The sequence below is a fragment of the Paraburkholderia metrosideri genome (assembly GCF_904848625.1).
Taxonomy (GTDB): Bacteria; Pseudomonadota; Gammaproteobacteria; order Burkholderiales; family Burkholderiaceae; genus Paraburkholderia; species Paraburkholderia metrosideri.
This window is the reverse complement of the sequence record NZ_CAJHCP010000007.1, coordinates 406,722-424,183: the sequence shown is the minus strand read 5'-3', so window position 1 is coordinate 424,183 and position 17,462 is coordinate 406,722. Positions and strand designations below refer to the sequence as shown.

Annotated in this window: 18 protein-coding genes and 3 pseudogenes; 18 read left to right on the top strand and 3 right to left on the bottom strand. The window is 56.7% G+C overall.

What is annotated here, in order from left to right:
- Positions 1 to 24: 24 nt before the first annotated feature.
- Complete coding sequence (gene eat, locus LMG28727_RS17935) at positions 25 to 1,428, bottom strand: ethanolamine permease (RefSeq protein ID WP_201643635.1); 1,404 nt, start codon at positions 1,426 to 1,428, stop codon at positions 25 to 27.
- Positions 1,429 to 1,672: 244 nt separating this feature from the next.
- Here eat and LMG28727_RS17930 point away from each other — a divergent pair, with 244 nt between their 5' ends.
- On the top strand, positions 1,673 to 2,539 hold the full coding sequence (locus LMG28727_RS17930; RefSeq protein WP_201643634.1) for an AraC family transcriptional regulator: 867 nt from the start codon (positions 1,673 to 1,675) through the stop codon (positions 2,537 to 2,539).
- Positions 2,540 to 3,116: 577 nt separating this feature from the next.
- On the opposite strand, the pseudogene LMG28727_RS17925 reads toward LMG28727_RS17930, so the two are convergent.
- Positions 3,117 to 3,760 (bottom strand): annotated as a pseudogene (locus LMG28727_RS17925) (putative type VI secretion system effector).
- Between the two features lie 615 nt (positions 3,761 to 4,375).
- Here LMG28727_RS17925 and LMG28727_RS17920 point away from each other — a divergent pair.
- The 17 genes and pseudogenes from LMG28727_RS17920 to LMG28727_RS17845 form a co-directional block, all read left to right on the top strand.
- On the top strand, positions 4,376 to 4,825 hold the full coding sequence (locus LMG28727_RS17920) for a hypothetical protein (protein WP_201643633.1): 450 nt from the start codon (positions 4,376 to 4,378) through the stop codon (positions 4,823 to 4,825).
- A 183-nt stretch (positions 4,826 to 5,008) separates the two neighbouring features.
- Positions 5,009 to 6,607: a type VI secretion system Vgr family protein gene (locus LMG28727_RS34225; RefSeq protein WP_236592055.1), complete on the top strand. Its 1,599-nt coding sequence runs from the start codon at positions 5,009 to 5,011 to the stop codon at positions 6,605 to 6,607.
- Positions 6,607 to 7,170, top strand: a pseudogene (locus LMG28727_RS34220) (type VI secretion system Vgr family protein); the annotation flags it as partial. The gene LMG28727_RS34225 and the pseudogene LMG28727_RS34220, both read left to right, overlap by 1 nt.
- 122 nt (positions 7,171 to 7,292) lie before the next feature.
- On the top strand, positions 7,293 to 8,672 hold the full coding sequence (locus tag LMG28727_RS17910) for a hypothetical protein (protein ID WP_236592083.1): 1,380 nt from the start codon (positions 7,293 to 7,295) through the stop codon (positions 8,670 to 8,672).
- Positions 8,673 to 8,816: 144 nt separating this feature from the next.
- Complete coding sequence (locus LMG28727_RS17905; RefSeq protein ID WP_201643631.1) at positions 8,817 to 9,797, top strand: formylglycine-generating enzyme family protein; 981 nt, start codon at positions 8,817 to 8,819, stop codon at positions 9,795 to 9,797.
- Positions 9,798 to 9,827: 30 nt separating this feature from the next.
- Positions 9,828 to 10,760, top strand: a complete 933-nt coding sequence (locus LMG28727_RS17900) for a DUF3592 domain-containing protein (RefSeq protein WP_201643630.1) — start codon at positions 9,828 to 9,830, stop codon at positions 10,758 to 10,760.
- A gap of 43 nt (positions 10,761 to 10,803) precedes the next feature.
- Positions 10,804 to 11,193, top strand: coding sequence for a PAAR domain-containing protein (locus LMG28727_RS17895; protein ID WP_201643629.1), 390 nt, complete (start codon positions 10,804 to 10,806; stop codon positions 11,191 to 11,193).
- Positions 11,190 to 11,690 carry a DUF4123 domain-containing protein gene (locus tag LMG28727_RS17890; protein ID WP_201643628.1) on the top strand — a complete coding sequence of 167 codons (501 nt, stop codon included), beginning with the start codon at positions 11,190 to 11,192 and terminating at the stop codon, positions 11,688 to 11,690. The genes LMG28727_RS17895 and LMG28727_RS17890 overlap by 4 nt, the downstream gene beginning before the upstream one ends.
- Positions 11,683 to 12,033, top strand: coding sequence for a hypothetical protein (locus tag LMG28727_RS17885; RefSeq protein WP_064266928.1), 351 nt, complete (start codon positions 11,683 to 11,685; stop codon positions 12,031 to 12,033). The genes LMG28727_RS17890 and LMG28727_RS17885 overlap by 8 nt, the downstream gene beginning before the upstream one ends.
- A gap of 41 nt (positions 12,034 to 12,074) precedes the next feature.
- Complete coding sequence (locus LMG28727_RS17880) at positions 12,075 to 12,617, top strand: restriction endonuclease fold toxin 5 domain-containing protein (protein ID WP_236592054.1); 543 nt, start codon at positions 12,075 to 12,077, stop codon at positions 12,615 to 12,617.
- Positions 12,618 to 12,645: 28 nt separating this feature from the next.
- Entirely contained in the window at positions 12,646 to 13,365 is a 720-nt protein-coding gene (locus LMG28727_RS17875) for an immunity 52 family protein (RefSeq protein ID WP_236592051.1), read from the top strand.
- A 23-nt stretch (positions 13,366 to 13,388) separates the two neighbouring features.
- A complete protein-coding gene (locus tag LMG28727_RS17870) occupies positions 13,389 to 14,105 on the top strand; it encodes an Imm52 family immunity protein (protein ID WP_201643626.1) in 717 nt (238 codons plus the stop codon).
- A 188-nt stretch (positions 14,106 to 14,293) separates the two neighbouring features.
- Positions 14,294 to 14,575 (top strand): hypothetical protein, encoded by a 282-nt coding sequence (locus LMG28727_RS17865; protein ID WP_201643625.1) that lies wholly within the window; start codon positions 14,294 to 14,296, stop codon positions 14,573 to 14,575.
- A gap of 58 nt (positions 14,576 to 14,633) precedes the next feature.
- On the top strand, positions 14,634 to 15,275 hold the full coding sequence (locus LMG28727_RS17860) for a hypothetical protein (RefSeq protein ID WP_201643624.1): 642 nt from the start codon (positions 14,634 to 14,636) through the stop codon (positions 15,273 to 15,275).
- Between the two features lie 110 nt (positions 15,276 to 15,385).
- A complete protein-coding gene (locus LMG28727_RS17855; RefSeq protein WP_236592049.1) occupies positions 15,386 to 15,565 on the top strand; it encodes a PAAR domain-containing protein in 180 nt (59 codons plus the stop codon).
- 77 nt (positions 15,566 to 15,642) lie between these two features.
- Positions 15,643 to 15,999, top strand: a complete 357-nt coding sequence (locus LMG28727_RS17850) for a nucleotide pyrophosphohydrolase (RefSeq protein WP_201643623.1) — start codon at positions 15,643 to 15,645, stop codon at positions 15,997 to 15,999.
- A 2-nt stretch (positions 16,000 to 16,001) separates the two neighbouring features.
- Positions 16,002 to 16,169: pseudogene (locus LMG28727_RS17845) on the top strand (chromosome partitioning protein ParB); the annotation flags it as partial.
- A 501-nt stretch (positions 16,170 to 16,670) separates the two neighbouring features.
- Here the strand turns inward: LMG28727_RS17845 and LMG28727_RS17840 are convergent.
- The gene (locus LMG28727_RS17840) at positions 16,671 to 17,432 is read right to left on the bottom strand and encodes a hypothetical protein (protein WP_236592046.1); all 762 of its coding nucleotides are present in this window, start codon (positions 17,430 to 17,432) and stop codon (positions 16,671 to 16,673) included.
- Positions 17,433 to 17,462: the final 30 nt, after the last annotated feature.

Below are 17,462 nucleotides of genomic sequence, written 5' to 3'. Positions count from 1 at the left end.
TGCGCAGCGGCTCGATTCGTCACGTCACTCTTCGAGCAAAGCGTCCGACGGTGCCGCGTCGCGTTGACTGCGCGTCATCAGGAAGTAGACGTAGCCCAGCGCGAGAAAGATTGCGAACACAATTGCCACCAGAAAATTGAAGTAGACCATCGTCGCCAGACAGATCACCGCGGCCACCAGCGCGAACGCCGGGAAGAACGGAAACAGCGGCGCGCGGAACGGCCGCTCCATGTTCGGCGCGGTACGGCGCAGTTTGAACAGCGACAACATGCTGATGATATACATCACGATAGCGCCAAACACCGACATCGTCACAATGTTCGCCGTCAGCGTCTGGCCGCCGAACTGAATCAGCTCGTCGCTATAGATCGCGGCAATGCCGACCACGCCGCCCGCCAGAATCGCGCGATGCGGTGTCTTGAAGCGCGGATGCACCTTCGAAAGCCACTCCGGCAGATAACCCGCGCGAGCCAGCGCGAAGATTTGCCGCGAGTATCCGAGGATGATGCCGTGAAACGACGCGACGAGCCCGAACAGGCCGAGCCACACGAGCATATGCATCCAGCCGCTATGTTCACCGACGATGAATTTCATCGCCTGCGGCAGCGGGTCGTTGATGTTCGAGAGCTTGGTCCAGTCGCCAGCCGCCCCGGCAAACACCATCACGCCGATCGCCAGCACGACCAGCGTCAGGATGCCGGTGACGTAGGCGATCGGAATCGAGCGCTTCGGATTCTTGGCTTCTTCGGCTGCCATCGCGACGCCTTCGATCGCGAGGAAAAACCAGATCGCGAACGGAATCGCCGCGAACATGCCGTGGAACGAGCCCATGCTGAAGGTGTTCGCGCCCGACCAGCCGCCGGTTGTGAAGTTCGACCAGCGGAAACCTGGCGACACGACGCCCATGAAAACCAGTAGCTCGAAAATAGCCAGCAACGTCACGCACAATTCAAACGCCGCGGCGATTTGAACGCCGACGATGTTCAACGCCATGAAGACAAGATACGCGCCCATTGCCGCGTGTTTCGGTTCGAGTCCGGGGAATTGCACGTGTAAATACGCGCCGATAGCGAGCGCGATCGCAGGTGGCGCGAACACGAATTCGACGAGCGTCGCGGCGCCCGCGAGATATCCGCCGGTCGGACCGAACGCCTGGCGCGCGTAGGCGAACGGGCCGCCGGCGTGTGGGATCGACGTGGTGAGTTCCGTGAAGCTGAAAATGAACGTCGTATACATCGCGGCAATGAAGATCGCCGTGATGACGAAGCCGAGCGTGCCGGCGCTTGCCCAGCCATAGCTCCAGCCGAAATATTCGCCCGAAATGACGAGGCCGACTGCGATGCCCCATAACTGCCATGTGCCGAGCGTCTGCTTTAGCTCTTGATGCATGATTTTGCCGATGGGCTGACTGCTGGACTCTGGTTTCATCGGATGCTCCCGAAGTTGGCGTTAGTGCGTAGCGTTATGCGTCGGCCGACAGGCTTCAACTGATGGTAGGGAGCCATTATTCGAGGGTGTTATCGAAATTCGGCAAAGTTTTGGGCGGAAGGTGCTTTTGTGTACTGGGCTGCTGTTAGCGCGTTTGCGTAGATTCGCCAGCCGGTTAACTCCGCAGGATTTGGTAAACGGGGACGTGGTACTTTTGGTTCTCGCTATTCCTCTCCGCTCCGTCATGAATGAATCCGGAAGTCGGGCCCGGTATGAAACGCGGCTCGCACGCGTGCTTGACCATATTTACGATCATCTCGATGAGCCGCTTGATATCGACCATCTGGCGGAAATCGCCTGTTTGTCGCCATACCACTGGCATCGGATTTATCAGGCGATGTATGGCGAAACGGTCGCGACGACGGTGCGTCGGTTGAGGTTGCATCACGCGGCCGGGTATCTGGCGAACGGCTCGATGTCGATTGCCGAGATAGCCGAGCGCTCGGGTTACAGCAGTTTGCAGTCTTTTTCCCGCACTTTTCGCGCGGTGTTCGGCGTGCCGCCGGCGCAGTATCGCAAGCGAGGTACGCATAGCCGGTTCCGTCCGGCACTCCCAGGAGACGATCAAATGACGATGCGTGAAGTGGTGATTCGTTCTGTCGAGCCGTTTACGCTTTTATCGGTGGATCACGTTGGACCGTATATGCAGATCGGCAAGGCGTTTGATGCTTTGTTCGGCTGGCTCGCCCGACATAATTTGCTTGAGGCGGAAATGCGGATGATCGGGATTTATTTCGATGATCCCGGTGTGATTGATGAAAATGCATTGCGGTCGAAGGCCGGGGTTTTGTTGCCGCAGCGGGTATTGGCGGCGGTGACGGTGAGTGCGCCGGTTTCGATGGTTTCGGTGAGAGGCGGGGAATATGCGGTGTTGCGGCACACCGGTCCGTATAGCGATATGCGAGCGGCTTATGAGTGGTTGTATGGGACGTGGCTTGTGCAGTCTGGTCGTGAAGCGGCCGATGCGCCGGTGTTTGAGGAGTATTTGAATAGCCCCAAGGACACTGCGCCTGGGGATCTGATGACGGAGATATGTTTACCGTTGAGGTGAGGGTTGGGGTGAGTTGGGTATACGCGTTTTGATGTTTACGGCGTTTACGTCCCTTTGCCTGTGCTCGATGCACGCTTGCGATGCAGAGGTTTCGCATGCTTCTCTGGTTTTTATATTCTTTGTATACGTATTCGTAGTAATAGTTAACAAGCATCGCACCCGCCTGTGGATAACTTGGAACTTCGTTTACGTATCAAGGATCTGCGTAAACCATAAGCCTGCGGAGTTAACGCGGATAGGAACACGGAGCCAAGGACAACTTTTTGATGGCCTGGTTAACCTGGATGGTTATCAAAGTTTCGCCCACAAGCTGCCAGGGGGCTTGTACAAAAGTTATCCAGAGGGGGGTGTGGATAAGTTGAGCGGCTTATTTAGCGCTCGTCCGCTGGCTCGTACGACGTGCCGCGGCCACCTGCTATCCATTCGTGCTGCGGGAGGTGCCTCGAAGTGGACTTTCTGACGCCCGATCGGGCCGGAAAACAACTTGCATCGGCCCTTTGGCGTCGTCGCGCCAGTTGGCGCAGCAAGACGAATGAAAGTCGAGGTTCTGATTTTGTCACCGGAGATATCAACGCCATCAATATCTAAAATAGAGTATGCCGAGCGCGCCGGGGTCCCCCGGCGCTTTGCCTTTCCTGGTGGCCGCCGGTAGATCGATGCTCTTAACGTTCTTCCAACCAAAGCTTTTGAAAATGCCTTCGGCGAGGCAAACGAAACCCATGAACTTGCGCGACATCCGAAACGCAATAACGCCCAATATCGCCATCAATCCGGAGCCACCGAGGACCCACATCTGGACGATGCCTGCCCAATTGTCCAGCGATTCAAAGAAGGCTATCCCACCGGTCAAGATGTACATAAATAGAAGCAGCGGCAGGCAGACCTTCAGCCACAATTTCAACGAAGCTTTGTAGTGGGCGTATCTGCCCCGGCTGCAATGCGGATGCAGTGCCACAATTTTGTCTCTGATCCGCTTATGCCATATCCTTGCCAATGATCGTCCCATGGCTCGGCGACAACTTCCACCTCGTCACCTTCATCAAAGACCGACTGCCACACCCACGCTTTGATTGGCTTGCCGTCCAGATCGAACTCCAGTAGATCCGCTTCTTCAGTCGTATCCATCGCCATACCGCTTACGCCGACGGCGATGCCGCCCAACCCTGCTAGTCCGGCCGCGACTGCCGTTGCACCCATTTTCTTCCGGTCAGTTTCCGCCATGAGCAATATGAGATGTCTGCCGATACGCGTTTCGATTGCGTCCGGGCAAGACGGAAGACGTGCTCCTTGGGAGGCAGCAGTCAGCGCTTACGCGGATTTTGGGCTCGACGAAGGAGCGCCCCGACTCTGCTGTTGAGTGCAGCGCGGCAATCGTCACTATGCCGATAGCGAGCCTCGCGTCTGTGAGGCAATGAGCTGGGTCAGTTCTGCATGGACATCAACAGCGGACTTTCAACAAGATCGCGGGAATCCGCAAGAATCACTTTTACACCATCCCGTCATTCGACTTCCGCCTTTTCCGTGTATCAAGGGCCTATCACGCGTTGTCGATTGAAGCCCGCTGTCGATGAGATATTGGCTGTGACATCGCTAATGGACCGCTGCCCTCGTCGTAATCGTAGTCAGCGAGCAATAGAGCAGGTGTCTGTTGAATTTATGCGCGATGAATCAATATCAAGTTTTATTGCGGACAAAGCCAAGACCGTCGTGCAGAATACTGTTCCAGCCTACTCGTGTTTGTTCAAATAAAAATATCTCTGCATTAGTCCAGACTGTGGAAGTGCAGGGGAATGCCGGGCCTGATGTCTTCTACGAGTTCAATTTTCTATTCCTTATATGAACAGCCTACCCCAGACCATCGAGCCAGAACTAATTGTACGCGGCAGCCGCTTTGCAATGCCGGCTCTCAGCATCATTTTCGTTATTATTGTCGGGTCTTACATCGTCTTCGCACAATCGAACCCGTTCATGAGCTTTGGCGATGTTTTTATGGTTTTTCTCGCACCTCTGGCCGCGCTCGTAAGCATGAATTTCACGACACGCGCGGTTTTCTATGACGATCGATGCAAGGTGGGGCGCACCGTGATTCTTTACGAGAACGTCGCGTTTGTAAAACGAGGGCGTTTTCTGCTGACGATCCGGTATAACCGCCCGAATGAAGCGCGTACCAGTCCGCGTCGAGCCACACTGTCGTTCTATGAAATGCGTCGGCATGAACAGGAAAAGTGTCTGGAAATTTTGCGCTCGCGTCTAAATGAAAAGGCCGTTTTAAATTCTCGCTTCTGAACACGTGCCAAAAAAAATATTTCCGATTTACAGAAATTAACAATCTGATCGGAATGTATTTCCGGTCGCCACCGCCTTTAACAGGAACGGATAGCTACATTCAAGGGAATGTTTACCATCCACTATCATCAGACTTAGAATCTGCGGGCTAGAACCAGTACGTGACAAGACGGGGTGCAAAAAATGGGCGCAGCTGACCTAATCGAACAAATTCGTTCGGGAATATTCCAGAATGAGCGTTTGCTCAAACTGGATACGCCTATCGGTGCGAATGCATTGCTCGTCCAGCGAGTGGTGGGAAACAGCCGCGTAGGCCGCGATTACGCATTCACCGTCGACGTCGCGTCCACAGACGAAAACATCGAGCTTAAACGGCTTATCGCGCAGCCCGTTACGCTATGGATGCAGCAAACCGACAAATCGTATCGGCCAGTGCACGGCTTCGTTCACACCGCTCGCCGGCTCGGCTCGGATGGCGGGCTGACCAGCTATCAAGTCGCATTTGCATGCTGGTTGCATTTTCTGCGCTTCAGACGTGATGCGCGCATCTGGCAGGACGTCACGGTTGATGAAATCATTACTGACGTATTCAATCAGCATCCTCAAGCCCAAGGCGCATTTCGCTTTGCGCTGAATAAGCCGCTTCAGCCGCGGTCATTCTGCGTTCAGTACGAAGACGACTGGAATTTCGTCAATCGTTTGATGGAAGCTGAAGGCTGGTACAGCTATTTTGAACAGGCCGACGACGGACAGTCGCACAAGTTGGTGGTGACGGACAATCTGGATTCGTTCAAATCTGCGTCACCGCAAAGCGTGGCGTTCTATCGGGCGGGCACTAACAGCGAAACCGACGCGCTCGTTCAATGGTCCGGTACCCGGACGCTGCAAAGCACCTCGCTTGTCACGAGTACATTCGACTATAAATCGCCGCAATATGCGAAAGGCACCAATATTCCGACGGTCGGCAATCAGGGTTCATTGCCTTCGCAAGCGGAAGTCTACGAATATTCCGGTGCGTACACGTATCGCGAGCAGGACCGTGGCGACGCGCTTTCGAAGATCCGCATGGAGGAGTGGGAGTCGCGCGCAAAGCGTTTCTATGGCGTAGGCGCAGTGCGGCGGATCGATGCAGGGCAGTGGTTTGAACTTGTCGATCATCCGGATCATTCAGGCGGCAACGGGCAAGAGCGGCAATTCGCCGTGCTAGCAGTGGATTGGGTTATCGAAAACAATCTGCCGGTATCACGTAGCGGTGCCGATTTTCCGCATAGCCTCCAGACTAAGGTCAACACGACACGCGCCAATTTCGGCCAAGTGCAGCCGTCCGCGCTGATTCCGGGCGGCGACGGCAGCACCGGCTTTTTCATGGCGACCATTGAGGTTCAGCGGCGCAGCATTCCGTTTCGCAGTCCGTTGGACCATCACAAACCCGTCATGCCGACGCAGACCGCAACGGTCGTCGGTCCCACGGGTGAAGAAGTCTTTACGGACTCGTTGAATCGCGTGAAGGTCCGCATGCACTGGGACCGGATCAATAGCGGCGACGAAAAGGCTTCCTGCTGGGTGCGCGTGTCATACCCGAATGCCGGCAGCAACTGGGGCGGCGTCTTCGTGCCGCGCATCGTCAGGAAGTCATCATCACGTACATTGACGGCGATCCTGACCGGCCGCTCATTACAGGCCGCGTCTATAACTCCGCAAGCTCGCCGCAGTGGCACACGCAGGGCCAGCTGTCCGGCTATAAGTCAAAGGAACATAAAGGCTCGGGGTATAACCAGCTAGTGCTCGACGATTCCACCGGTCAGAATCGCGCGCAGCTTTACAGCACGCAAACCGCAGCACAGTTGAATCTCGGCTATCTGGTCTCGCAAACCGACAACACGCGTGGCGCATTCCGCGGCACGGGCTTCGAACTTCACACCGACGCCTACGGCGCGATCCGCTCCCAGAAAGGGCTCTACATCAGCACGTTTGGCCGTCCGGCTGCGAGCGGTGAGCAACTCGACGCCACCGAGGCGCGCGGTCAGTTGACCGCAGGTCAGCAGTTGTTGAGCGCAACGGCGGACACTGCGCAACAACACGGTGCAGCCGATATGCAAGCGATCGACTCGCTGAAGACGTTCACAAATGCCACCCAATCCAGCTACGGCGGAAGCGCTTCGCCTGCCTTGTCGGCTTCCTCCGCGCAGGGACAGGAGACGTCGGGCGGCACTGGCCAAGCCAACGGCTTCAGCGATCCCGTGCTGCTGCTCGCTTCCCCCAAAGGCGTAGGGATCACTACGCCGGAAAGCGTCCATATTCACGCGGGCGAGAACGCGACGATATCCGCGAACACCGATATCAACGTTGCGATCGGCAAGAGCCTCGTCGCAAATGCGGTCGATAAGATCAGCCTGTTCGCATACCTGAGTTTGCAGAGGCGTTCAACAAGGCCGCCAAATTCAAATCGCCGGACGATCCCAACGCAATGTGCGAGTTCTCCGGTGGCACTCAGATCCTGCGGCTGTTCGCCGGCGCTGGCGCGAGCGCCAAAGCGGAAAGCACCATCAAGTCGTTCGACGACCTGTTGCACCTGCGCGGCGAAGTCGCCGCATCGGCGAAAGCGAAGGGTGAAGTCGGCGGAGTGCTGGCTGACGGAAACATCAAAGCCACGCTTTATCTGCCGTGGAAATCCGGGCTTGAACTATGGATTCCGGCACCGACTGAGAGCCCGAGTGGCGCGATCTCGTGGAAGAGCTCGCCCGACACCACGCTGGGCTTCTTCAGGATCTCGCTCGCGGCAAAGGCGGAAGCTTCTTGCGGTGCGAGCCTCCTCGCGGAAGGCGGGGTCGAATTCAAACTTGGTCGCGACGGTAAGACGCAGAAGGTCAAAGGTACGCGTGCTACTCGCAACGCGGCGCAAATGCAGCAACCCAAACTCGATGTAACAAAGGTCGAAGTCAAGGCTGACGCGGGCGGTGATCTGAAGGCCTTTGCCGGCGTCGAGGCGGAGGCCTCCGTGGAGGGAGCATTCGAATGGGGGCGCCCGCAGGAAAAGGTCAAATGGACCTCGTTCGCGTCCGTCAAGCCGGGCGTGAGCGGCCAGGCCGGCGCCGGCGCGCAGGCCGCGTTCCACATTACCTATGACGACAAGTTTCGCATTCTGATGAGGGCGGGCTTATGCGTCGGTGTTGGCTTGAAGGGCGAAGTGGAAGCCGCGGTCGACGTCGTCAACATGGCCGAGTTCGCCTGGTGGGCCAAAACCCAAATTGCCTATGCTGGCGACAAAAACCTTCAGTACTTCGCCAAGGATGCCTTCAGGACGTTCGTGGCGATGTACACGTTGGCGATTGCCAAGGGTAAGGAGATCGGCGCCTACGTCGGCAAACAGTTCGACGAAATGAGAACCGAGCTGACCGACTTTATCCGTACCCAGCCTCGGGCATTTCTCAACGCAATCAGGAACGCGCATGACTCGCTGCTGAACAGTCTTGCGGAGGTGAAGGGTTATATCGTTTATGCGTTAAAGTCCATCGCCGACCGATTCGACGAATGGCGGCTGGAAGCGACCGATGCGATCAGCCGTATTCTTGCAGCCGCCCAGATAAGGAACGAACTGGAGAACGTCTACCAGTTCACCTCGTCGGAAATTGCGGTTAAGGGCAATGCGCAAGTTGCGCGCAATGAGATCGGACAGTTCGTCGGCACGAGCCAGCTGGCGATGGTGGAAAGCCGTATGCGTGTCGACCCGGCACCGGGTTTCGGCTTTGTCTTCAACGATTCGGCTGCGTACCGGATGCAGCAAGGAACCGCGCTCGCCTGGATGGATCCAAAAACGACCGCGGGCGACGGCTCCCAGATGGCTTGAGCGGCGACATCGGTTCAATAGAGAATATAGGAGTGGTGCTGCATGGGTTATCGGTCTCGTCTGGCTCAAGAGAAATCACGGCCGCTGTTGGTTGCTGGAATATCGTTGCTGTTGTCGGGCAGCGTTTTTGCACAGAAAGTCGACGTGAACGCACCCGCTGACAAAGATCGATTGATCCGCGAGATTACGACACCGTCACCGAAGAAGGACACGTGGGAACATCTCAGCACTGTGCTGAACTGGGGAACCGGTAAGCCGTACGACGACACCATCCGCATCTTGCAGGATTACTTCAAGTCGTTGCCGCCGCCTTCTAATGACGAACTCGCCAGATTCAAGGACAAGGTGCATCGCGAACTGGTCTTCGTCAAAGGCGGCCAGTTCCTGATGGGCGATTTCGGTCCGGAAAAGTCGCAGGACAGACTGCCCTACTCCGCCAACGACGGCGCCGCGCCCGCACACAACGTGACGCTCGACAGTTACTCGATTTTCAAGCATCGCGTGACTTACGCCGACTATGACCTTTACACACGCGCCAATGGCTTGCCGCCGATCGCGATCAGCAAACACGAAGACCTGGAGTTCCGTTTTCCCGACTACCCCGTGGCGCATATCACGTGGCAACAGTCGCGCGATTTCTGCGCATGGGTCGGTAAGCTCGTGAGTCTGCCGGTCGATTTGCCGACTGAGGCGCAGTGGGAATATGCAGCACGTTCGCGCGGCGAGTTGTGGGTGATTCCCAGCGCCGCGGTGCCGGTTGTCGACGGCAAATACAACCTCGAACAGCTCGACAACATCATCGACAAAATGGAAGAGAACGGCACCAGCCCGGAGCCGCTGGTTAGCCGGCCGGTAGGCACGTATGGCGACAATCGGCTGGGCGTGTCGGACGTGTTCGGCCGCGGCAAGGAATGGACTTATGACTGGTTCGACAAGAACTACTATAGCCGCGCCGCGCCGCACGATCCGCGAGGTCCGGAGCGAGGCAGTCTGCGCAGCGTCCGGTATGCAACCGATAGCCGCACGCGACTCGTCATCGACCGCACGGGCTTCGCGCCCGATACCGCGAAGGCCGATCTCGGGTTTCGATGCGTGCTCAACCAGTCTTCGCCAACAGGTCAGTGAGATGCGCACGCACGCTCCAACCGTCCACTCATGATGAATTCAGCCGCCGCCCCGTCGCCGCACAGCCGAAGCACGCTCGTCATTCTGACGCTCAGTCTCGGCGCGCTGCTTTTTTCGCTGTGCTGGCTCGTGTCTTCGCTGATCGCCACGCATCGCATGACGGTCGCCGAAGGAACCGTGGTGAGTTACGACCAGGGCGGCCGGAGCTGGCGTTCGTATCAACCCGTGATCGTCTTCACGACCGCACGCGGCGAGCGCGAACAGGTCACGGGCCAGACGTCGTCGACGCAGCCGGCCTACGATATCGGCCAAACGTTGCGCGTGTTCTACGACCCTGCGAACCCCGCACGCTCGGCGATCATCGACGACTTTGGGCAGCGCTGGTTTCCTGTCGGCGTAGTGATGTTGCTCAGCGTGGTGTTTTCAGCGATTGGCGCGGTGATGTTCATAATCGAACGCGGCAAGGTTAAACATGTCGCGCTTTCGTCATACTCGCAGGCGAGGCGCAAACGCGCCCGACAGAATCTACTGATCTGCCTGATTCCGATTGTCATCGGCGCGGGATTTCTGCTGGGCGCTGCTGCTTCGGCGATGCGCGAACGGCAGATCATTGGAAGCTATACGCGCACGACTGGCAAAGTCGTCGAAGTCCAGGGAGCCGAGCGGCCTTATCAGCCGCGCTCGCACATGTACTCGGCGATTGTCGCGTTCAAAACCGCGACGGGGAAAGAAGTCACCTTTGCGCAGGGGTCGTCGTCATCGCATAACGATCTCGGCAGCGGTGATGAGGTCAGTGTTCTCTACGATGCGAATACGCCCGATCGCGCGATGATCGACAGCTTCTGGGAGCACTGGGGACTGCCTGCCATCCTCTTTGTCATCGGCTTGCCGTTCTTCGCCGTTGGTGTGTTCTTTGTCAGCACCGTCGACTTCAGCGGTGGGCGCCACAGCAAACGGACCTAGCTTTGAACGTGATTCGACATTCGAGACTGATGGCAGGTGACTTATGACTTCGATCGCATGTGAAGGCGATAGCACGTCGCACGGCGGCAAGATCCTTTCCGCTTCGGCGACCATCGGCGTCGGCGACAGCGGACGGCGCGCGGCCCGGCTCGGTGACCTCGTGCATTGTCCGAAATGCGACGGCACGTTTCCGATTGTGACATCGCAGAATCCGGCGATGACCGTGGAAGGTGTGCCGCTCGCTTTTCATGGGGACAAGACCTCGTGCGGTGCGGTGTTGATCGCCGCGCAATCCGAGACCACCGGCAATGTACCTGCGTCGATGCAGGGCACGACAGCCGCGGCGGCGGAGTCCACAGTCGCGCCGACCTTATGTCGTGAGTGCCTCGCTCATGCCGCAGAAATGGGCGCTTCCACTGTCGTGCGCTCATGATCCCAACGACTCTCGCTGAACGGTTGGAGCGTTTGCGTGCGGATGCGCCGGGGCTGCGTGCGTATGCGCTGGTCGATGGCCTGCAGTACGAACAGCATTTCGGCCGCAGCTTGCGGCGCCGCTGGGGCACTGTGCACGCGCTTTTCGCCGGGACAGAAGATGAGCCATTGGCATCCGCTGGACCATGGCTTGTCGACATCGCGCAACCCGATGCCGACGTGGTGGCTTCACTCGATGAACTGGAAACAGCGCGGCCTGGTGTGATGTGGTTGTTCAGCACGCAGGATATCGAGTCGCTCGTGCGGACACTGCAACGCAAGCTCAACAGCAAACTGCCGAATGGCAAGATTGCGTTGCTCCGGTTCTGGGATCCGCGTGTTTTCGTGCCGCTCTTCAATGCGCTCGACACCGAAAGACGTCGCGCTTATTTCGGCGATGTGGACGAGTGGCACGGCCTCGCGGATGGCAAACGCTTTCACGTCTCTCACCATGCTTGAACTGACCGCAGAACAATGGGCCGCTTTGTGCGCGAGCGACGAACGCAATTTTGTCGCGACGATTCGCGACGATATCGTGCGCGACGCCCCGCGTTACGCCAACGATCCGACCTTACTCGACCGCCTGGTGCGGGCGTATGGGGACGCTAAGCGTATGGGGTTTCAGCAGGACAAGGAGCTGGTGGAGTTTCTTTATATCGAAGCGGATGTGCCAGAGTTTTATCGCAAGCCGGGGATCGCGGCCTGGCTCGCGAAGCCGGGACGACCGGTCGAGGAGCGGTTCGAGGATCTGCTGGCGGTGACGCGGCGGAAGTTGATTGATCGGGAAAGGGAGAAGCGGTGATGGCTGTATTGGCAATTCCGCTCGTCGAAGGAGCGGGCGCATTGCTTGCCGAAGCATTCCCCGCTTTGCTAGGCGGGACCGCTGCGGCGGGAATCCTGTCGCTACCCGGCGATCAGGCGCAAGACAAGAGCAAGACCCAACCGGTCGCGCGAACCATGCCGAAGACAGACGAAGCGTGCAAGAAGTGTCCACCGGATGCGGGTAATCTCGTGACGCGTAACTGGAATATGTCAGACACCTCGCGCACGTATCAGGCGCAGGTGACAGGCTTCGCGCCGAATACGGAGTGGAGTTTCAGCGGGCTCGACTTCGATGGGTTTCGTGCGTCGCTTTGTCAGCTGGAAGAGGCAAAGGCGAATTATGATCAGTTTTTTGATCCGGAGACGGGCAATCCAAAGCGATTCTTCCTGATTTCTGGTGTTGAAAAAATGCGCAACCAGGCGAGAGAACAGAACCTCGTTGCGGCGGCCAATACACCGGCGCTGTTGCATTGGTATTTTATGCAGCCGCTGAGCTATCGGTACTTCACGCGCAGTTTTCGCACCACCGCGCCGCTGGTCAACACAGAATTGAAGCCACTTTAATGAGTACGAGCACTGAACGTTGACGAACATGGCCTTTCATTTGAACATTGATGTCACCTATCGCGTAGCTGCCCCGCAATTGCCGACCATCGAGTCGGAGTACGACCGACTTTGGCAGTTTGCGAACGTCCTAACGCGAGCCGGCTTACCCGTGGACAAATGGTATCCAGCGGCGGATACGGAAAAAGCGTCGCTGCTAAACGCTGCCTTCGATGCCAATGGACCGACCAGCGCGGCGATTGCCATGGCGAAGAATTCCGCTTTATCCAATGGCACTAGCGTCAGGTCGCTCGGGGTTTGGAATGGCTTGGAGGGAGACGGTGGAGCTGCTTTTTCCGACTCGCAGGGTATTGATAGTGTGTGCTCGGTGACCTTCCAGATGAAAGGCATTGTTGGATTTCAGCAGACAACGCTCGTGGCGGACGTTGTTTCGGAAGCGGCGCGCATCTGGTCCGCGTCGAGCGTTCAGGTCGGCCCATTCAAGTATTTTTCGCAGCAGCAGATCTTCGAAAAACGACCCGGCGCCGGTTGGATGCTTTATTTGCCGAGAGTTTTCACCGTGCAGCAAGTGCCCGAGGCTCGCGACCTGATTCCGGTCATGGATGGTAAGAAGCGGATAGGCACCCTCATCGTCAGTGTTGTCGATGAGCCTTTCTCTGCTTCTAATCCGGAACATGTGAAGATCGCCAACGCAATTGAAGAGCGATTGGTCGATCAGGACTTGCTGCCCTTATTCACCGAACTTTAGCTCGGAGGAAATTGGCCGATACCATGAAGTTCAGTCTGAACCTTGAATTGGTATTTCGTCTGTCGGAGCCGGTGTTGCCCGCCATCGAAACCGAATGCGCCTGGCTGTGGGAGTTCGCAAGCGTGTTGCAACGCGCGAATTTGCCGATCGACGGTTGGTATCCGCCTGCGACAAGCGTGAAGGCTTCACTCCGTAATCGTGCTTTCTATGCGTCAGGACCGACCACGGCCGTAATTGCGATGGCCAAGGCCGAGAAGCAGGACTACCCGGGGGTGCGCTCGTTCGGTGCCTGGAATGGAATTGAAGGTAACGGAGGCGCGGTTTTTACGGACCATTTATCGGTGAGTGGTCTGTGCACCTTGAGCTTGCAAACCAAAGGCGTTACGGAGATGGCAAGGCTTGAAGTCGTGGCGTATATCGTCAGCGAAGCGACGCGTATCTGGCCGGCGCTGAGTATTGAAGTGGGGTCCTTTATATATGCCTCGGAACACAAGGTCTTTGAAAAACGACCGGGTGCCGGTTGGATGCTTTATTTGCCACGTGTTCTCACGTCACTGCAAGTGCCGGAAGCTGCTTCCCTCATTCCTGTGATGGATGGCGAGTTGCAGAAAGGGACGATTGTGGTCAGTGTCGTCGATGAACCGTTTTCAGCGGCGAAGGAGGAGCATGTGGCAGTCGCGAATGCGATTGAACTGCGGTTGGTCGATCAGGATTTATTACCGTTGTATGCCGAACTGTAGGTCGGACGGAAATTTAGCGGACGAGGCGAACTCTAGCCTTCAATAGAGGCCTCGCCCACGAGATCGCGCATAAGGGGCTCATGTCTGCGCATCCGCAATGTCGCCGCCGCTAACTCTATGCCCAATCTCAACCAACCGATCAATCACATACACCAGTCACCGGCGCTAAATCCGTTGCCGGCTCTGCCATGCATGCCATGGCTACGGCGGTGAACAACGCTGCCGGAAATAACCTTCCAGCGTCAACGCCGCAAGTTGCGGCGACGGCCAGCACCGGTTGCGCGGCAAATAGTGAATCGAGTACAACTCCGTATCCGTCCGCCAATGCAGCGCCGCGCCATAACTATGGCGCGGCAGTCCATCTGAATATCACTCGGAACCTGGACAAGCGGGTCAAGGGTGCGGCGGGCCATGACGTCGAAGTCAGGTCATTTGCCGAACTGAAGCAAATTGGCGATGGCTACGGGTGACTTATGATCCCCACCAAAACATGCATTGGTCTGACACGGGTCATTAACAGGAAAAATTATGCGAAGGATCGCGGTATCAGTTTTTGTCGCTTTGATTTGCAATTTTTCGAATGCCCAACAAGCCCCGATCGTTGGCGTGTGGGAGCAACTTCCTGTTGTCGATGCTAATGGCGGAGCCAATGCGGTGCGCCACAATATTGTTTTCGTCGATCAAAAGATTGCTGACGATACGGTGTTCAGCGGGCTGGTGGATGCCGGCACAAAGAACAGCGTGCTTTGTTGCGTGAAAGTCAGCAAGAATTCGTCCATCACGCTGGCGGACTTGCTAAAAAAATATCAGTGGGATGACGACATCGGGGATCACCTCAAGAAGGTCACAGGCTGGAAATATATCTACGAGGCGAGCCTTGTCGATCAGTCTGCACAGAATCCGAGGATACGCGAATTGCTGAAAGACCTGAGCATGCCTCCTGCTATGTCGCCGTATTCTGCCGCTATTGTTTCGGGAAAAATCGCAGCGGAAGAAGTCGATAAGAAATTTTCGACTAGCGGTGCTGCAATCTCCTTTTTCCACGTTAGCGAACAAGAACGTCATGCAGTACAAGTTTTCTGTCAATGGCGAGCCGGTGAAACTGACGGAAGGGACGTTTGCCGATTGATTGTTGAAGCTGATTCGGCGCGCGAGGGTGTTAGTCGATGACATCAGGTGTCGGCTCAACTGAGGGGGGCGTTATGCCGGGTGTGATACGGCTCGGTGACCGCGCCGGTTCGAATGGCGAAGTGCTGGGTTGATCTGCGATCTGTTTCTTTATGGGGCATCCCGTCGCGAGAACCGGTGCTCCTGTGTTCTGTCCCAAACACGCGGATAATTACACTACCCGTGCCACGTCAAAAGCCCGTGACAAAGGCTCGGAGGTCGCGCAATACGGCGATGCATCTGAGTATGGTTGCACGCTCGTTTCTTCTTTGCATACGGGTGGGCTTAGGTAAGCGCGGTAGACTGGACGCGCCGTCCCGTCGGTGCTGCTTCGCCGCCGGGGAAACCCATCACCCGAAGAGACTTTGAAATGCAAAGTGACCTTGCTAGCTTGCGCGACCTCGTTCGTCAGTTTGCGGATGAACGCGACTGGGACAAATTCCACACGCCAAAGAATCTGGCGACCGCATTGAGCGTCGAGGCGAGTGAGCTACTGGAACCGTTTCAGTGGCTGACCACTGGAGACAAGAGCGAACTGGGCGACGGTAAACAAGCCGCCATTCGTCATGAAATGGCGGACGTGTTGCTCTACCTCGTCCGCCTTGCAGACAAGCTTGATGTCGACCTCTATCAATCCTGTCTGGAAAAAATGGATATCAATGGGGTGAAGTATCCCGCCGAAAAAGTGCGGGGAGATTCGCGTAAGTACTCCGACTACCAAGACTAGGAATCATTGGCAACATCAAGGCGATAGGACTGAAAAAGCCGATCCTTGTAACCCCGCGAGCTACTGCGACGGGTGTCGAACGGTATCTGCTGGTGTGCGGCGAGGGGCGGCTGAAAGCGTTTAGGTCGCTTGGCGAGACTACGATCCCCACGCTCGTCGTGATCTGCTCTCCCAAGAGACTTCAAAGCCGCATGCTATGTTTGAAGATCAGTCTGGAATCTTCTGGAACACAAATGTCATCGTTGGAATGCCGCCGGCGCTTGTGGACTGGCTGTGGGTGGAGAGCTCGCCAGCCACTCAAGCATCTCGGGGAGTCGAAATGGGATGCGCGCCTCATCGGGCGCCGAGTACCAAAGAGGCAGCCGGTACACTGGTTCGGTTCGAGGCCGGCACCGCCCCTTCAACTATGGCGCGGTGCAGCGGTTCGGTCGGGCGCCAGTGCCGGGGCAGCACGCGGGCATGCACGCGACTGTCGGCACTGAGCGACGACCTGTGCATCTGCCAGTGCACTCCGCCGCCGAAACTGGTTGCCTCTCAGTGCTCGACTTCTATCGAAGTCTGATCTTGTAGGGCGGCAGATCGTCTTCCACCTTCACGCTCCACCGCGCGTGGCACAAACCCTCAGTCCCGACAGATGGTGGCGCATCACTTGCATAGAATTCCCCATTTCCCTAATCGGCCACCAACACAGGCTTGCGATGTTCCTGCTCCAGCTTTCTAGGTAAGCGGACCATCACGAGATAGATGCGGACGAGCAGGCCAACAAACCAAAGCGACACTGGCATACCCAACACCGCCAAGGCGAACAACACACCGTTCGCCCCAAAGCTCGACGACAATAATCGACCCAATATCAGATAGAAAGGCGCAATACCGAAGGCAATGTAGGAATAGATTTTTGGAAACGGCGAACGCTCTTTATTGAGCCGCTCGAAAAGCGCCATTCCGGCTTGGGTTCGATAGCGAAAGTCAGATGCATTTTCGTCGAAGGCCTCCTTGACGAAAGAGGTTGTCGTGATCGTATGCTTCACTGTTTGCCGCGACATGACGATCCAGTACAGCGTCAATGCAATCCCGCCCAATAGTCCTGGCCAACGCAGAACGGGTGACATTGGTGCAAACACAAAATAGTAAAAATAAGCGAATACACCAAAGAAAAAATAGACGGCAAATATTCCGGTCGACAGTACCAATCCGCACACCCACAACAGGTTCGTGCGGCGGTACATCATCGAGACAGCGAACGGTACGAAAAGGCAAAACAGCGTAACGAGCAGGCCGATTTTCCATGGCCATCCAGATACCGCAAGATCGTCCGCATATGCCGCGTACGAAATACCCGTGCCCAGCAAGGGAAGCAACAGGCTCATCGGCGCGGCTTTCTTCGTCATCTCCCAAACCGAGTCTTTCGGTTCCGCCTGGGGCTTCGTCATCGATTGTGCTCGTGGCATCTAGGTTCGCTT

Coding starts and splice junctions, on each gene's coding strand:
- eat (WP_201643635.1), bottom strand. CDS start 1,428: ATGAAACCAGAGTCCAGCAGTCAGCCCATCGGCAAAATCATGCATCAA.
- LMG28727_RS17930 (WP_201643634.1), top strand. CDS start 1,673: ATGAATGAATCCGGAAGTCGGGCCCGGTATGAAACGCGGCTCGCACGC.
- LMG28727_RS17920 (WP_201643633.1), top strand. CDS start 4,376: ATGAACAGCCTACCCCAGACCATCGAGCCAGAACTAATTGTACGCGGC.
- LMG28727_RS34225 (WP_236592055.1), top strand. CDS start 5,009: ATGGGCGCAGCTGACCTAATCGAACAAATTCGTTCGGGAATATTCCAG.
- LMG28727_RS17910 (WP_236592083.1), top strand. CDS start 7,293: ATGTGCGAGTTCTCCGGTGGCACTCAGATCCTGCGGCTGTTCGCCGGC.
- LMG28727_RS17900 (WP_201643630.1), top strand. CDS start 9,828: ATGATGAATTCAGCCGCCGCCCCGTCGCCGCACAGCCGAAGCACGCTC.
- LMG28727_RS17895 (WP_201643629.1), top strand. CDS start 10,804: ATGACTTCGATCGCATGTGAAGGCGATAGCACGTCGCACGGCGGCAAG.
- LMG28727_RS17890 (WP_201643628.1), top strand. CDS start 11,190: ATGATCCCAACGACTCTCGCTGAACGGTTGGAGCGTTTGCGTGCGGAT.
- LMG28727_RS17885 (WP_064266928.1), top strand. CDS start 11,683: ATGCTTGAACTGACCGCAGAACAATGGGCCGCTTTGTGCGCGAGCGAC.
- LMG28727_RS17875 (WP_236592051.1), top strand. CDS start 12,646: ATGGCCTTTCATTTGAACATTGATGTCACCTATCGCGTAGCTGCCCCG.
- LMG28727_RS17870 (WP_201643626.1), top strand. CDS start 13,389: ATGAAGTTCAGTCTGAACCTTGAATTGGTATTTCGTCTGTCGGAGCCG.
- LMG28727_RS17865 (WP_201643625.1), top strand. CDS start 14,294: ATGCATGCCATGGCTACGGCGGTGAACAACGCTGCCGGAAATAACCTT.
- LMG28727_RS17860 (WP_201643624.1), top strand. CDS start 14,634: ATGCGAAGGATCGCGGTATCAGTTTTTGTCGCTTTGATTTGCAATTTT.
- LMG28727_RS17855 (WP_236592049.1), top strand. CDS start 15,386: ATGGGGCATCCCGTCGCGAGAACCGGTGCTCCTGTGTTCTGTCCCAAA.
- LMG28727_RS17850 (WP_201643623.1), top strand. CDS start 15,643: ATGCAAAGTGACCTTGCTAGCTTGCGCGACCTCGTTCGTCAGTTTGCG.
- LMG28727_RS17840 (WP_236592046.1), bottom strand. CDS start 17,432: ATGACGAAGCCCCAGGCGGAACCGAAAGACTCGGTTTGGGAGATGACG.